This is a genomic window from Caulobacter hibisci (genome assembly GCF_016135805.1).
Lineage (GTDB): Bacteria > Pseudomonadota > Alphaproteobacteria > Caulobacterales > Caulobacteraceae > Caulobacter > Caulobacter hibisci.
This window is the reverse complement of the sequence record NZ_JADWOX010000010.1, coordinates 71,970-87,022: the sequence shown is the minus strand read 5'-3', so window position 1 is coordinate 87,022 and position 15,053 is coordinate 71,970. Positions and strand designations below refer to the sequence as shown.

Here is a 15,053-nt window from a genome sequence, read left to right as displayed (position 1 = left end):
TGCGCCTTGGGGCGCCAGCTGGGGAATCGTAAGTTCTATGTCGAAGCTTTCACTGTCCGCGGCTGTCGCCGCGCTCATGCTGGGCGCGTCCGCGCTCGCCGCGACCAACGCCTCCGCGGCGCCGCCCACGGCTGCCGAATGGGCCAAGCGGCCGGCGCTTCGCGGCGTGAGCATCTCTCCGGACGGCAAACATCTGGCGGGCGTCGTCTCGCCCGATGGTGAGAAGACCTACATTTCGGTTTGGAACGCCGACGACCTGACCAAGCCGCCGAAGATTATCGGCCCGCCCCCGCGGTCTAACATGGTCGGTGTTCGCTTCATCAAGAACGATCGCATTTTGGTTTCGAGCTGGCAGCCGGTCGAGACGACAACTGGCCAAGGCTTCGTCGTCAAATCGTACACCGGTCGAAATTTCATAATGGACCTCGACGGCGGCAACGTGATGACGACGGCTGGCGGCCGCGATCAGTTCGCCGACGAAGCCGGCTCGATCATCGACACCCTGCCTCTGGATCCGAAGAACGTCCTGGTCGACCTGTTCCGGCCGAACTCGAAGGGCACCGTATACGTGCAGGGCATCTACAAGATGGATGCCTATACTGGCGCGATGACCAAGGTCCTGCAGGACTCCGACAAGTTCAGCGGCGTACAGACCGACCTGAACGGCGATGTGCGCGCCCGGGTCGAATTCGCGTTCGACAATGGCAAGGCCTATATCGCCCAGTGGATTCGCGACCCGGCCACCAACGCCTGGGAGGAACACTTCCGCTCCTACGCTGCCGACCGCGAAATCTCCGAGATCATCGGCTTCACCAAGGACCCCAACATCGCCCTCGTGCGCACCAGCAAGGGTCGCGACAAGTCGGCAATCTTCGAATACGACATCAAGGCCAAGAAGATGTTGGGCGAGGCGTTTGCCCACAAGCTGTTCGACGCCGGCTCCGTCTACGAGTCCCAGGACAAGGCCGACTACGGCGAAATCCTCGGCTTTACCTATGAAGGTCCGGACGGCGGGAGCTACTGGCTCGATCCCACGCTGAAGGCCGCCGAGGACCAAGCCCGCAAGGCGCTACAATACCAGACCGTCAAGACCGAGTGGACCGACATCGCCACCGGCGAAAAGGCCCGCATCTCCTATCCCGACGGCGCGAAGGTCAGCCTCGCCGACTGGTCCAACGACCGTAAACGCTTCCTGATCGTCCGCTCCGGCCCCAAGGTGGCCGCTGAATACTATCTGATCGTCGACGGGCAGATCAAACTGCTGGCCAAGGCCAAGCCCTGGATCGCCCCCGAAACGCTCGGCGACATGCGCGTCGTGCAATACCCGGCCCGTGACGGCCTGATCATTCCCGCCTTCCTGACCACGCCGCCCAAGGCTTCCTTTGGCGAAGGCCCCTACCCGACCATCATCCTGCCGCACGGCGGACCGTGGGGTCGCGATGATCTGGGGTGGGACGGCTCGGGCTGGGTCCAGTATTTCGCCGCCCGCGGCTATGCGGTGCTGCAACCCCAGTTCCGGGGTTCCGAGGGCTGGGGCCAGAAGCTTTGGCGCGCCGGCGACAAGGAGTGGGGCCAGAAGATGCAGGACGACAAGGACGACGGCGCTCGCTGGCTGATCGACCAGAAGATCGCCGCGCCTGACCGCATCGCCATGCACGGCTTCTCCTACGGCGGCTATTCGGCCATGGCCGCCTCGGTTCGGCCGAACGGCCTTTACCAGTGCGCCATCGCCGGCGCCGGCGTGTCGGAAATCGCCCGCATCAAGACCGGCATCCTGTCCGGCAGCCGCTGGGGCAAGGAGTTCCAGGAGCCGACCATCGACGGCCTGAGCCCGCTCAAGAACGCCGACAAGGTCTCGATCCCCATCCTGGTCTATCACGGCGACCGCGACCTGACCGTCGAGATGAGCCACTCCGAACGCTTCGTCCAGGCGCTCAAGAACGCCGGCAAGGACGTGACCTTCGTAAAGATCGCCGACATGGCCCACACCGCCGGCGACACCCCCGACCAGCAGGTCAAGGTGCTGACGACCATCGAGAACTACCTGAAGACCGGCTGCGGTCCCGGCGGCCTCTAGGCCGCCCCCCGCAAGGTCGAGGTACGGGGGCGGCGTCGCGAGGCGCCGCCCTTTTTCATGACCCGCCTTTCAAGGCGCCGGTCAGCGGCCCTTGGGCGGAGCGACCGAGAAGTCCAGGTCGAACAGGGTCGGCACGTCGTTGACCCGGGCCCGTTCGATGGTCAGCAGCCGGGCCTTGGTGGCCGCGCCGCCGTCGGCGCTGAAGCCGCCGATCTTGCCGTCCGCTCCCAGCACCCGGTGACAGGGCACGACGATCGGCCAGGGGTTCTCGCCCAGGGCCTTGCCCACCGCCCGCATAGCGCCCGCCTCGCCCATGGCCCTGGCCACCTGGCCGTAGGTCGAGGTCTCGCCGGGCCGGATGGCGCGGGCGATCTCGTAGACCCGGCGGTTGAACGGCTGGACCACGGTCAGGTCCAGGGCCACGTCGGCCATGTCGTCGCGGCCGCCGGCCAGCAGATCGATGATGCGGTCGGCCACGGCGTCGACCTCGGCCGGCGGCGCGGCCTCGACCGCGTCGGGATAGCGCTTGCGCAGGCGGGCCCAGGTCGCGCCAGGGCCGACCTCGGGCAGTTGCACGCCGATCAGGCCGCCCGCGCCCCAGGCCAGGCCGCAGCGGCCGATCGCCGTCTCGAAAAGCATGAAGCCCTGTGCCATGGCCCAGAGATTAACACGGCTCTCGCGCCCGGCGAGTCGGGCGTGAGGATCGCGCTCCTAGGCCGCGTCCGCCCGCGGCGTCGCCATCTCGATCGCCGCCAGCAGGTCGCCCAGCTTCAGCGGCTTGGCGACGAAGCCGGTCATGCCGGCGGTCAAGTAGGTTTCGACCTGATGCGGCATGGCGTTGGCGGTGACGGCGATGATCGGGGCCGCCTCCAGGCCTTGCTCGGCCTCGAACCGGCGGATCGCCTCGGCGGCGGCCAGGCCGTTCAGCACCGGCATCTGGATATCCATCAGGATCAGGTCGACGGCCGGATCGGCCTGGTAGGCGGCCACCGCCTGCTCGCCGTCGTCCACCAGCCGAAGGTCGATGTCGAACGGCGCCAGCAGGGCCTTCAGCACGGCCTGATTCACCGGATTGTCCTCAGCCGCCAGGATGCGCAGGGCGCTCCGCGGCGGGCTTGGCGCGGGCGGCGCTTCCGCGTCCGCCGCCGCCCCGTCCTCGATCACCGGGACCAGCGGCAGGTCGACGCCGAAGGTCGCCCCCGCGCCCAGCCAGCTGTCCAGCCAGATCGTCCCGCCCATCCGCTCGGCCAGGGTGCGCGAGATGGTCAGGCCCAGGCCCGTGCCGCCATGACGGCGGGTGGACGAGGCGTCGGCCTGGGTGAAGGCCTTGAAGATGCGCTCGCTGTCTTCCTCCGACACCCCCTCGCCGGTGTCGACCACCGTGAAGCGCAGGCCCGTCTCCCGGCGCTCGACCGCGATTTTGACCCCGCCCAGGTCGGTGAACTTGACGGCGTTGACCACCAGGTTGCCGAGGATCTGGCGCAGGCGCGCCGCGTCGCCCAGCCACAGGCCCGCGGCCGCCTCATCCACCGTCAGCGACAGTGACAGGTCCTTCTCCGCGGCCAACGGCGCGTAGGGGGCGACAGCCAGCCGCACCGTCGCCTCCAGGTCGAACGGGGCCTCGTCCAGCTCCATCCGGCCCGCCTCGATCTTCGACAGGTCGAGTACGTCGTTGAGGATCTCCAGCAGGGTCGCCCCCGAGGCGCCGATGATTTCCAGCCGCTCGCGCTGGTCCGGCGCCAGGGCCTCGCGGGCCATGACCTGGGTCATGCCGAGGATGCCGTTCAGCGGTGTGCGGATCTCGTGGCTCATATTGGCCAGGAACTCGCTCTTGGCGCGGCTGGCGCTTTCGGCCAGGCGACGCGCCTCGACCTCGCGCTCGGTCACCGCCACGTGCTCGGTGATGTCGGTGATGATCAGCAGGTAACCGCCGTCGTCGGCCGGCGCCATCTTCACCGACTGGAAGCGGCCGTCGGGCGAGGTGAAGATGTCGGGCGACACCCATTCGCCGCCGCCGACCGCCTCGATCACGGCCTGGGCGGCGTCGCGGGACGCCCGGTCCGAAGCGGTGCGCTCGGCGATCTCGGCCAGGGTCATCCCCTGGGCCAGGGTCATGCCATAGGGCCGGGCGAAGTCGGCCAGGGTGGCGTTCCACACCCGCAGCTGGCTGTGACGGTCGAAATAGCCCAGCCCGATCGGCGCCCGGTTAAGGGCCGAGCGCAGCGTGCCGAAGGCCGACATCTGGGCCAGACGATGGGTGAACAGCATGCCGCCGCCGGCCAGCACGATCATCGTCACCATGGCGATCACTAGCTGGGCCAGCTCGTCGCGGGTAAAGCGGCCGATCTCCTCGTTCCCGGCGATCGGCAGCAGGGTGACCGCCCCCATGCCGACGAAGTGCAGGCCGCACACCGCCGCCGCCAGCAGCAGGACGCTGACCAGCCGCTCCTTCAGGCCGCTCTCCCGCGTCAGGTCGCGGAAGGCCAGGGCCGAGAGGCCGACGGCCAGCAGCACGGCGGCCGCCACCAGGTCGGGCCGCCAGATCAGCAGGGCCGGCAGCCGCATCGCCGACACCCCGACGAAATGCATCGCCGCGATGCCGGCGCCGCAGATCGCGCCGCCCAGAACCCGCTGGCGCCGCCCGGCCGCCTGGATCGCGACGCAGCTGCCGAAGGCCAGGCCGCCCAGGGCGGCGGCGAACGACAGCGCCGTCAGCGGCGCGTCGAAGCTGAGCCCCAGTCCGGGCTGGAAGCCGAGCATGGCGATGAAGTGGGTGGCCCAGACGCCGCTGCCCAGCACCACCGCCGTCAGCACGATCCAGGCGCCGCGCGCCGACCGGGCGGCCGTCGCGGCGCGGTGATGGGCGTGCACCCCGACCCCCATCGAGGCCAGGCAGACCATCAGCGCCCAGATCACCAGCGTCGGGTCGTGCTGATCCAAACACCGGAGCGTTGCGAACATGGCGTCCTTGGCCGAGGGTAAGCGGGGCGGGAGACTCCCCCGCGTCCTTCATAACCGGGCAGCTTGGCCGGTCTGGTTTACGGCGCCAGCGGCGGATCGTCGCATCGTCGACACTTCGGGCCCGGATCCAGGTCGCCGACCAAGCCCCGCTTGCCTCGCCCCGATTCCCGCCCCACTTTCGCAAGGTCATGAGCGACCGTTCCACCGGCCTCGCCCCGTCGCGGCTCACCGCGGTCCTGGGGCCCACCAACACCGGCAAGACCCACCTGGCCGTCGAGCGCATGCTCGGCCATGGCTCGGGCATGATCGGCCTGCCGCTGCGCCTGCTGGCGCGCGAGATCTACGACCGCATCGTCAAGCTGCGCGGCAAGGCCAGCGTCGCCCTGATCACCGGCGAGGAGAAGATCGTCCCGCCGCGCGCGGCCTACTTCGTCTGCACGGTCGAGGCAATGCCGCTGGGCCGCGAAGTCGACTTCGTGGCCATCGACGAAATCCAGCTGTGCGCCGATCCCGAGCGCGGCCACATCTTCACCCACCGTCTGCTGCATGCCCGAGGCCGGTTCGAGACCATGCTGCTGGGCGCGGCGACCATGGCTCCGCTGGTCCGCCGCCTGCTGCCCGACGCCGAGATCGTCGGCCGCGAGCGGTTCTCCAACCTGTCCTACGCCGGCTCCAAGAAGCTGACCCGCCTGCCCCGGCGCACGGCCGTAGTCGCCTTCTCCACCGACGCCGTCTACGCCATCGCCGAGCTGATCCGCCGGCAGCGGGGCGGCGCGGCCGTGGTCATGGGCAGCCTCAGCCCCCGCACCCGCAACGCCCAGGTCGCCCTCTACCAGAGCGGCGAGGTCGATTTCCTCGTGGCCACCGACGCCATCGGCATGGGCCTGAACATGGACGTCGACCATGTGGCCTTCGCCGGCCTGCGCAAGTTCGACGGCCGCCGCACCCGCTGGCTGCACCCGCAGGAGGTCGGCCAGATCGCCGGCCGCGCCGGCCGCTACACCCGCGACGGCACCTTCGGCGTCACCGGCGACTGCGAAGAGATGGACGAGGACCTGGTCCAGGCCGTCGAGGAGCACGCCTTCCAGCCGGTGATGGCCGCCGAGTGGCGCAGCGCCAGGCTGGACTTCGGCAACCTGCCCGGCCTGCTGCGCTCGCTGTCCGAACCGCCCAACCGCAACGGCCTGAGCCTGTCGCAAGAAGCCCTGGACGAGCGCACCCTGCGCAAGCTGGCCCAGCAGGAAGACGTCGTCGCCCGCTGCAAGTCCGACCGCTCGGCCCTGCTGAAGCTGTGGGACGTCTGCCAGACCCCTGACTTCCGCAAGACCACCGACGACGATCACCAGCGGATGGTCCGCACCCTGTTCGACGACCTGACCACCGGCCGCAAGCGCCTGCCGGAGGACTGGATCAACGGCCAGTTCAAGGCGCTGGACCGCACCGACGGCGAGATCGACAGCCTGGCTGCGCGGCTCTCGGGCGTGCGCACCCTGTCCTACATCGCCAACCGCCCCGACTGGCTGGCCAACCCCGTCCACTGGCAGGGCCGCACCCGCGAGCTGGAAGACAAGATCAGCGACACCCTGCACGAAAAGCTGATGGCCCGGTTCATCGACCGCCGCACCAGCGTGCTGATGAAGCAGCTGGGCGAGCGCGAGACCCTGCTGGCGGGCGTGGCCCAGGACGGCGAGATCAGCGTCGAGGGCCATGTCGTCGGCCGGCTGACCGGCGTCACCTTCGTCGCCGAGAAGGGCTCGACCCCGCTGGAGGAACGCGCCCTGCGCAACGCCGCCCAGCGCGCCGTCGGACCCGAGATCGCCCGCCGCCTTGGCCTGCTGGCCGCCGAGCCCGACGAGGCCTTCGCCCTGAACCCCGACGGCATGGTGCTGTGGCGCGGCGAGGCGGCCGGCGTGGTCCGCGGCGGCGGCGATCTGCTCTCGCCCCGCGCCCGCCTGCTGGGCGAGCTTGGCCCCGTCCCGGCCCGCGAGCGGGCCGAACGGCGGCTGGACGCCTTCCTGGCCGCCGAGGTCGATCGCCAGTTGGCCCCGCTGCGCAAGCTGCAGCAGGCCCTGGCCGGCGGCGAACTGCGCGGCCTGCCGCGCGGCGTCGCCCACCGCCTGCTCGAGGCCGGCGGCGTGCTCGACAAGCGCCCGCTCGAACCGGAACTAAAAGCGCTCAGCCAGGCCGAACGTCGCACGCTGAAGAGCCTGGGCGTGCGCATCGGGGCCTTCTCGCTCTATGCGCCGGGCGTGCTGCGCTCCGAAGCCATCGCCTGCGCCCGAGCCTTGGATCCCGGCGGCTGGCGCGGCGCGGTGACCGGCCTCGCGCCCCTCCCGACGCCCCTGCCCTCGCCCCGCGCCCTGGCCGCCAGCGGCCTGCGCATCGCCGGCAAGCACCTGGTCCCGGTCGAAACCCTGGAAAAGCTCGACGACCTGCTGCGCGCCGAGCAGCGCCCCGGCGGCGTGGTGCTGACCCCGGCGGCGCTGGAGACCCTGGGCTGGACCGCCGCCGAGGCCTCCTCGATCCTGCGGTCGCTCGACTACACCCCGGCCGTGCGCGCCAAGCCCGACGCCCCGATCGTCTGGAAGCGCCGCGGCGCCCAGCGGCTGGAGCCCAAGCCGGTCAAGGCCCGCCCCGACTCGCCCTTCGCGGCCCTGGCCAAGCTGACCGAGCCGCCGCCGGCCCCGGCTGCCCGCCGCAAGAAGCCCCGCCGCCGCAAGCCGGCCGCCGCGCCCGCGAAAGCCGCGTCATGAGCGACGTCGTTCATGAAGATCATTGCCGGGCCGACGTCTGGCTGTGGCGCGCCCGCTTCTTCAAGACCCGCTCGATGGCCGCCCGCTTCGTCGATGAGGGCCGCATCCGCCTGACCCGCGCAGGCGTCCCCGAAAGCCGCGTCGACAAGCCCTCCCGCACGCTCAAGGCCGGCGACGTCCTGCTCTTCGCCATCGGCGGCCGGCTGGTCAACGTGCGGGTCCTCGACTGCGGCGAACGGCGGGGCCCCGCCACCGAGGCGCGGGGGCTGTACGAGGCGGTGGAGGGGTAAGGGAGCTTCTCCCCCTCTGGGCGAGGACCAGAGCGCCGGAGGGGGACAGCGCCGCGGCAAGACCCCCTCACTGGCTTCGCGACAGCTCTCCCAGAGGGGGAGCATCTGATCAACGCCCCACCTTTGCCATAGACGCCGTCGCGCCATCCGCTACCTTCGGTGGAGTTCAATCCGGGGGAGTTCATCGCGTGGCGTCGTTCCATCCGGCCTTGGCCTTCAGCCTGGCCCTGTTGTTCACCGGCGTCGCCCACGCCCAACCCGCCCAATCTCCCGCCAAGCCTCCCCCGCCTATCCGCGCCTTCGACCTGCCCCAGGTCGAACAGCTGGGCCGCGCCATCTACCGGCAGGACATCGCCGCCTGGCTGGCCAGCGACGCCCTGGCCAAGAAGGTGCCCGACCTGCAGGGCGCCGGCCTCAAAGGCTGGCTGGTCGAGGACGACGGCCGGACGGCCACCGTCCGCTTCCTGCGCGACACCGGCTCGGGCCTGGAGATCGGCTACGACGTCGTCGTCGACGGCAAGGGCGCCGGCGCGGTCACCGAACCGGCCGATCGCAAGCTCTCCGAAGACGAGCGCCTGACCTTCTCGGCCCGCCAGGCCGCCATCGCCGTCCAGCCCAAGACCTGCCGCGCCGGCTACAACACCGCCATCGTCCGCGACCCCGAGGGCGACGGCTTCATCGTCTGGCTGCTGGCCCCCAGCCCCGCGGCCGGCGCCATTCCGGTCGGCGGCCACTACCGGATCAGCGTCGCCGCCGACGGCAAGACGGTGACCCGCGTCGACGCCCTGTCGGCCTCGTGCCTGATGATCGAGAAGCCCAAGGCCGCCGAGGGCAAACCCGCCCTGGCCTTCGCCACCCACATCGTCTCGCCGACCCCGGTCGAGACCCAGGTCTTCCTCAGCCTGCTCTACAAGCTGCCCCTGGCCATCGGCACCAACGGCGGCAAGGACGTCTGGATCGTCGACCAGGGCAAGATCAACAAGACGCAGCTGAAGTAGCTGGCGACGATGACGGGCGACGAAAACTTTCAAAGCACGATGACGACGTCGAAATCAGCTCGTCCTCGGTGGTCATACGCCTTTGGCTACGGGGTGATCTTCGCGATGACCGGCCTGTTGGCCGCCACGGCATTGTACTTCCTAAATCCCGTGATCGGCCTGCCGTGGTGGGGCATTGTTCTCTGGCCATCTTCGGTCTTCATGCTCGGCCTGTCGGGCATCAGTGATTACGCCGCCGGCCTCTGGACCATCGCCATAATAGCGTCGAACGCGCTCTTGTACTTTTTGGTCGGCGTCCTTGTGACACTGCCGGTCATCCTGAGCAGGAGACGGCTGATCGAGGCGGTCCGACGGGATGCAGCCCTCTAGACTTCAGCGCTTGCTGGAGGCGCACGCCGCCCAAGTCTGCCTGGACCGCTTACGCCCTACCCAACGAACCCGTCCACGAACCCCGGCACCTTGTCGGCCGGCATCGGGCGGCTGAAGTGGTAGCCCTGCACCTGGTCGCAGCCATAGGCGGCCAGGGCTTCCAGCTGTTCCCTGTCCTCGACGCCCTCGGCGACCACCTTCATGCCCATCGACGAGCCCAGGGTGATAACGGCCTTGACGATCGCCGCGTCCTCGGCGTTCTGGACGAAGCCCTTGTCGATCTTCAGCCGGTCGATCGGGAACTGGCGCAGGTTGGCCAGGCTGGCGTAGCCGGTGCCGAAGTCGTCCAGGGCGATCATAACCCCGGCCGCGTGCAGCTTGCGCACAGTGTCGCTGACCACGTCCGAGGCCCAGCCCATGTAGACGTGCTCGGTGACCTCGATGGTCAGGCGATCGCAGGGCACGTTCCAGCGGGCCAGGCGCTCCTGCACCTCCTCGGCCAGGCGGCCCGAGCGGAACTGGGCGGCCGAGATGTTGACCGCCACCCGGCCGAACTCGATGCCGGCGTCCAGCCAGGCCCGCATCTGCTTCAGCGCCGTCTCGAACGCCACGTCGCCCAGCTTCAACGACAGGTCCTGGTCCTCGAAGGCGGGCATGAAGCGGTCGGGCGTCAGGATTCCCTGCTCGGGGTGGGCCCAGCGCATCAGCGCCTCGAAGCCGGCGATGCTGTTGGAGGCCAGGTCGATCACCGGCTGGTAGTAGAGGGTGAACTCGTCGGCCTCGATCGCCGCGCGCACGTCGCGCAGCAGCTCCAGCCGCTGCTCCAGGGCCGAGCGCATCGACGGGTCGAAGACGATCGAGCGGTTGCGGCCCTCGTCCTTGGCCCGGTAGAGGGCGATGTCGGCGTTCTTGAAGATGTGGCTGGGGTCGGCGTCGGGATCGCCGTGCAGGGCCGCGCCGATGCTGGCGCTGACCGAGAAGCTGCGGCCGGCGTGCTGGATCGGCTGGCGCAGCAGCTCCTGCAGGGCCTTGATCGGCCGCAGCATGTCGGCCTCGCCGTGCAGGCCGCGCAGGATCACCGCGAACTCGTCGCCGCCCAGGCGGGCCACGGTGTCGCCGGCCCGGAAGGCGTGGCGCAGCACGTCGGCCAGCCGCCGCAGCAGGGCGTCGCCGGCGTCGTGGCCCAGGGTGTCGTTGATGTCCTTGAAGTGATCGACGTCGATCATGATCAGGCCGAAAATCTCGCCGACCATCTCCGAGGCGTCGACTGCCTCCTGGAACTTGCGCTGGAAGAAGGCCCGGTTGGGCAGGCTGGTCAGCGGATCGCGGAAGGCCAGGGTCTCGACCGCCTCGGTCTGGCGGCGGCGGTCGGTGATGTCCTTGAACAGGTTGACCAGCCGCTCGGGCTGGCCGTCGCCGCCGACGAAGCGCTTGCCGACCGACCGCACCCAGGTCTCGACGCCGTCGTCGCGGTTGAGACGGAACTCGAACACCGCCGCCTCGCCGTCACGGCGCGACCGCATGATCTGGGCCATGCGCTCGCGGTCTTCCTCGTGGACGATCTCCAGCGGGTCGCGGTCGAACAGGCACCACTTCTCGAGCTCGGGGCAGGTGCCCGAGACATAGACCTCGCCGGTCTTCAGATCGACCTCGCGGACCATCAGGTCGTCGAGCTCCAGCGCCAGCTTCAGCCGCTGCTCGTTGCGCTCGGCCCGCAGAGCGGTCTGGGCGTAGCCGGTGACGTCGCGGGCGGTGACGATGACGGCGAAGATGACCCCCTCGTCGCTGCGGCAGGCGGCGAACTCGCTGCGCCAGATCCGCTGGGCGCCGTCGACCACCTGGGCGCGGTAGCGCGAGAACGGCTCGCCCGAAGCCAGGCATTGCTCCAGGCTCTCGACGTCCTCCACGTTCATCAGGCTGCGGGCGAACAGGTCGCCCGGATGCAGGCCGGGCGTCAGGTCCTCGTCGCGCCACTCGGCGCTGACCGCGTTCAGGCGGCCGGCCCGATCGATCAGCGCGGCCGCGAACGGCGCATGCGCGACGAAGGCCTCGAACGACGCCATTCGAAGCCTGAGCTGCGCATTGATGTCCTCCGCCGCGAATGGCGAAGCGGTCTTCAGGGCCATGTTGATCATCTGATGTCGGCTGCCCGACGTTGTTATGCGGCGTATCCTCAACCGCACAGTGAAACGCTTTTCCATAAGAATTGGTATCTTTCGACGAACCTCGTTCTCCACTGTCGAGGACCCGACGAAACGGTATTTTCGGCGCCCGCCTGCTGGCGTGATAAGAAATCCTGCGTGCGCTGCACGCCACGCCGCATTGACATTCGGCGCCGTCGCTCCGAAAACGCGGCCGCGTTACGTCCGTCCCAGAAAGCCGCCAAGTTCCGATGACCTACATCGTCACCGACGCCTGCATCCGCTGCAAGTTCATGGACTGCGTCGAGGTGTGCCCGGTGGATTGCTTCTACGAGGGCGAAAACACCCTCGTGATCAATCCGGACGAATGCATCGACTGCGGCGTCTGCGAACCGGAATGCCCGGTCGACGCCATCAAGCCGGACACCGAGGACGACGCCGACGGCAAGTGGCTGCGGATCAATTCCGACTACGCCAAGGTCTGGCCGAACATCACCGTGAAGGGCGAGCCCCCGGCCGACCGCGCCGAGTTCGAGCGCGAGACCGGAAAGTTCGAAAAGTACTTCAGCGAAAAGCCCGGCAAGGGCTCCTGATCGCGTCCTGATCAGCGTTCAGGCGGCGCGTTTCGCGCCGCGGCGCCCCCATGCGGGGTCGCAAGCCTTTCATGAGGCTGAATTTTATGCTATTGTCGCCTCCGACGTGACGGATGCGCCCTCGCACCTGCACGTCTGGTGGAAGACGACAGCCGTCCAACGGCTCGCCCGATCGAAGGCGAAGGGTGACTTAAGAAGACACTCCAAATCCTGACCGACTTGGCCCCGCCTCTCCGACGGACGGGTTGCTATCGCCTTTTGGGATGGTTGGAAACGGCGTTTTGGGCGCGAGCCCAATTTTATGAGGACGAACGAATGAGCAAGAGCGGTCTGGAATTCTCGGTCGGCGATCATGTCGTCTATCCCGCCCACGGCGTGGGGACGATCCAGGGCATCGAGACCCAGGAAGTGGCCGGGATGTCGCTCGAGGTTTACGTCATCACCTTCGACCACGAGAAGATGACCCTTCGCGTCCCGACCAAGAAGGCCAAGGCCGCCGGCCTGCGCCCGCTGGCCGAAGGCGACGTCGTCAACCAGGCCCTGACCACCCTGAAGGGCCGCGCCCGCGTGAAGCGCACCATGTGGTCGCGTCGCGCCCAGGAATACGAAGCCAAGATCAACTCGGGCGACCTCGTCTCGATCGCCGAAGTGGTCCGCGACCTGCACCGCGCCGAAAACCAGCCGGAACAGTCCTATTCGGAGCGCCAGCTCTATGAATCGGCCCTGGACCGCATGGCCCGCGAAGTCGCCGCCATCGAGCGCATCGACCGCGAAGCCGCCATCGGCATCCTGACCAAGTCGCTGGTCAAGACCGCCGCCTGAGGCCTTCCCGCCTCCGACGACGTTTCCGAAGACGCCCCCGGTTCACCGGGGGCGTTTTTCGTTTGGGAAAGACGGTGTGGGTCTCCCTCTCCCATAGGGAGAGGGTCGGGGTGAGGGGTTACGGCGCCCGACGGAGCGCCGACACGCCGTCCAACTTCGTAACCCCTCCCCCTCCCAGGCTACGCCTGGGCCCCTCCCTCTCCCTCTGGGAGAGGGATCACACTAGCCGCCCGTACAGCCGATACGTCTCGTCGCCGATGGCCATGAAGGGCTTGAACGCCACGTTCCCGGCCCGCCACTCGGCTCCCTGCTGGCGCGCCGACAGCCATTGCGCCCGAGTCAGCTTCACCTCGCCATGGCCGAGCGGGAACAGCGCCAACGGGCCGGTCATCAGCGCCACCACCTCCGGATGGGCGGCGTTCAGCGGCTCCAGCCGCGGGGCCATGTCGAACAGCAGCCGCACCTTGTCGCCGGGCCACCAGACGCGATCGAGCTCGACGAAGGTCCCCGGCCGCGCCGCCACGCCCGCCGGCTGGCCATTGACCAGGATGCGGCTGCCCGCCCCCGCCCAAGCGGGCACCCGCAGCATCAGCGAGAAGCGCCCGGCCCGCGCCGGGTCGACGGCGATCTCGGTCGTGGGCTCCAGCGGATAGCGGGTGTCCTGGCGCAGCGACACCGGCAGGTCGCCCACCGACGCCTTCAGGGTCGAAGGAACGTAGAGGTTCACATAGAGCCGCGCGCCGTCCCGCAGATAGGCGCTGATCCCGTAGTCGGCCGCCAGCTGTATGAAGGTCCCCGAGCAGCAGGGCCACAGCTCGTCGCGATAGAACTTCGACGCCGTGTCGCTGTAGTCGGAATAGTAGAAGGTCTCGCCCTTGGGCGTGGTGTCCTTGGCGCCGAGGATGGTGTTGTAGAGCACCCGCTCCATGCTGTCGCCGTAGCGGGGATCCTTGGTGATCTGCAGCAGCGAGCGGGCGATCTTGAAGTGACCGTAGGCCCCGCACGGCGTCTCGAAGGTGCGGTGGGTTTCGGTCAGCGACTTCAGCAGGGTCTCGGTGTCGTCCGGCCCGACCAGCTCCTCGTTCGGGCCCCAGCCGCCGGTGGCGAAGGACTGCCTGACCACGAAGTCGAAACCGTTGCGGGCGGCCTTCAGGTACTTTTCGTCGCCGGTCGCGTACCAGGCCTGGATCGCCGAGTTCAGGGCGTTGACGTGGCTGTAGGCGTGCTTGCCGGCCAGCGGGCTCTGGCCCCGCGCCAGCGGATCGAACAGCGCCGCGTCCTGCATGTAGCGCAGGGCCAGATCCTTGTAGCGCTCGCCCAGGCCCAGCTCCCAGGCCAGGAACAGGTTCTCGGGCAGGGTGTAGGGCTCGTCCCAGATCTCGGCCTCGCTGGCATAGGGCCGCTGGCGGCGCTCCTCGCGAGTCAGGGCCTTTTCCGGCAGCACCGGCAGGACGGCGTCGGTGACCTTGTCGAGCGCCGGCCCGGCCTCCTTGATCCCGGCGTAGCGGTACGCGTCGATCAGGCCGATGACGATCTTGTCGTAGGTATAGGCCGGCAGGGTGTAGCCGGCGAAGAACCGCGGCGAGATGGTGTCGGCGTACTTCGTCACCAGACCCCGCACCTTCTCGCGCGTCGCCGGATCGCCGGTGATGGCGACGTAGCGCGACAGGCCCGAGACGTATTGGCCGAAGCTGTGGCCGGGGATGTAGCCGTGCCAGTTGGCCGTGCTCCAGTCGTTGACGTCGATATGGAAGTCGGCGCTGTCGTCGTACCAGCCGCCCATGTCGGCGCCCGGCGCCGGCAGGCCGGCGCGCTGGCGGAAGGGCTTCAGCAGGCGGTCGTCGTCGAGGCCCATGAACAGGCGGTGCTGGTGCGCCAGCTGGTCCTGCATCTTGCCCGGCCCCAGCCGCACGCGGTCATAGGCGAAGGTCGACAGGCCCGGCTTGGCCTTGCCCGAGGCCGCTAAAGCGCCGAAGGCCGGAGTCGAACAGGCCGCGCAGCAACCGGCAGCCAGAAATCCGCGACGCGTGACCATGTTTCCCCCGAAAG

At 68.9% G+C, this 15,053-nt stretch carries 11 protein-coding genes; 7 read left to right on the top strand and 4 right to left on the bottom strand.

What is annotated here, in order from left to right:
• The first annotated feature begins 37 nt into the window (after nt 1–37).
• On the top strand, nt 38–2,077 hold the full coding sequence (locus I4Q42_RS15115; protein WP_198576914.1) for an alpha/beta hydrolase family protein: 2,040 nt from the start codon (nt 38–40) through the stop codon (nt 2,075–2,077).
• Nucleotides 2,078–2,158: 81 nt separating this feature from the next.
• Here the strand turns inward: I4Q42_RS15115 and I4Q42_RS15110 are convergent, their stop codons facing one another.
• Entirely contained in the window at nt 2,159–2,731 is a 573-nt protein-coding gene (locus I4Q42_RS15110) for a methylated-DNA--[protein]-cysteine S-methyltransferase (protein ID WP_198576913.1), read from the bottom strand.
• 57 nt (nt 2,732–2,788) lie between these two features.
• On the bottom strand, nt 2,789–5,038 hold the full coding sequence (locus tag I4Q42_RS15105) for an ATP-binding protein (RefSeq protein WP_198576912.1): 2,250 nt from the start codon (nt 5,036–5,038) through the stop codon (nt 2,789–2,791).
• A 188-nt stretch (nt 5,039–5,226) separates the two neighbouring features.
• Here I4Q42_RS15105 and I4Q42_RS15100 point away from each other — a divergent pair, with 188 nt between their 5' ends.
• From I4Q42_RS15100 to I4Q42_RS15085, 4 genes are all read left to right on the top strand, one after another.
• A complete protein-coding gene (locus tag I4Q42_RS15100) occupies nt 5,227–7,791 on the top strand; it encodes a helicase-related protein (protein ID WP_198576911.1) in 2,565 nt (854 codons plus the stop codon).
• Nucleotides 7,788–8,081: an RNA-binding S4 domain-containing protein gene (locus I4Q42_RS15095; protein ID WP_198576910.1), complete on the top strand. Its 294-nt coding sequence runs from the start codon at nt 7,788–7,790 to the stop codon at nt 8,079–8,081. Before I4Q42_RS15100 ends, I4Q42_RS15095 begins: the two co-directional genes overlap by 4 nt.
• Nucleotides 8,082–8,269: 188 nt before the next feature.
• Nucleotides 8,270–9,079: a hypothetical protein gene (locus I4Q42_RS15090; RefSeq protein ID WP_198576909.1), complete on the top strand. Its 810-nt coding sequence runs from the start codon at nt 8,270–8,272 to the stop codon at nt 9,077–9,079.
• 9 nt (nt 9,080–9,088) lie between these two features.
• A complete protein-coding gene (locus I4Q42_RS15085; RefSeq protein ID WP_198576908.1) occupies nt 9,089–9,448 on the top strand; it encodes a hypothetical protein in 360 nt (119 codons plus the stop codon).
• Between the two features lie 56 nt (nt 9,449–9,504).
• On the opposite strand, the gene I4Q42_RS15080 is transcribed toward I4Q42_RS15085, so the two are convergent.
• The gene (locus I4Q42_RS15080; protein ID WP_198576907.1) at nt 9,505–11,583 is read right to left on the bottom strand and encodes a putative bifunctional diguanylate cyclase/phosphodiesterase; all 2,079 of its coding nucleotides are present in this window, start codon (nt 11,581–11,583) and stop codon (nt 9,505–9,507) included.
• A 257-nt stretch (nt 11,584–11,840) separates the two neighbouring features.
• On the opposite strand from I4Q42_RS15080, the gene fdxA reads away from it, so the two are divergent.
• Together fdxA and I4Q42_RS15070 are read left to right on the top strand one after the other, a co-directional pair.
• The gene (gene fdxA, locus I4Q42_RS15075) at nt 11,841–12,182 is read left to right on the top strand and encodes a ferredoxin FdxA (protein WP_198576906.1); all 342 of its coding nucleotides are present in this window, start codon (nt 11,841–11,843) and stop codon (nt 12,180–12,182) included.
• Between the two features lie 315 nt (nt 12,183–12,497).
• Nucleotides 12,498–13,004: a CarD family transcriptional regulator gene (locus I4Q42_RS15070; RefSeq protein WP_110117731.1), complete on the top strand. Its 507-nt coding sequence runs from the start codon at nt 12,498–12,500 to the stop codon at nt 13,002–13,004.
• Between the two features lie 217 nt (nt 13,005–13,221).
• Here I4Q42_RS15070 and I4Q42_RS15060 read toward each other — a convergent pair whose 3' ends face one another.
• A complete protein-coding gene (locus I4Q42_RS15060) occupies nt 13,222–15,039 on the bottom strand; it encodes a beta-L-arabinofuranosidase domain-containing protein (RefSeq protein WP_198576905.1) in 1,818 nt (605 codons plus the stop codon).
• Between the last annotated feature and the right edge of the window lie 14 nt (nt 15,040–15,053).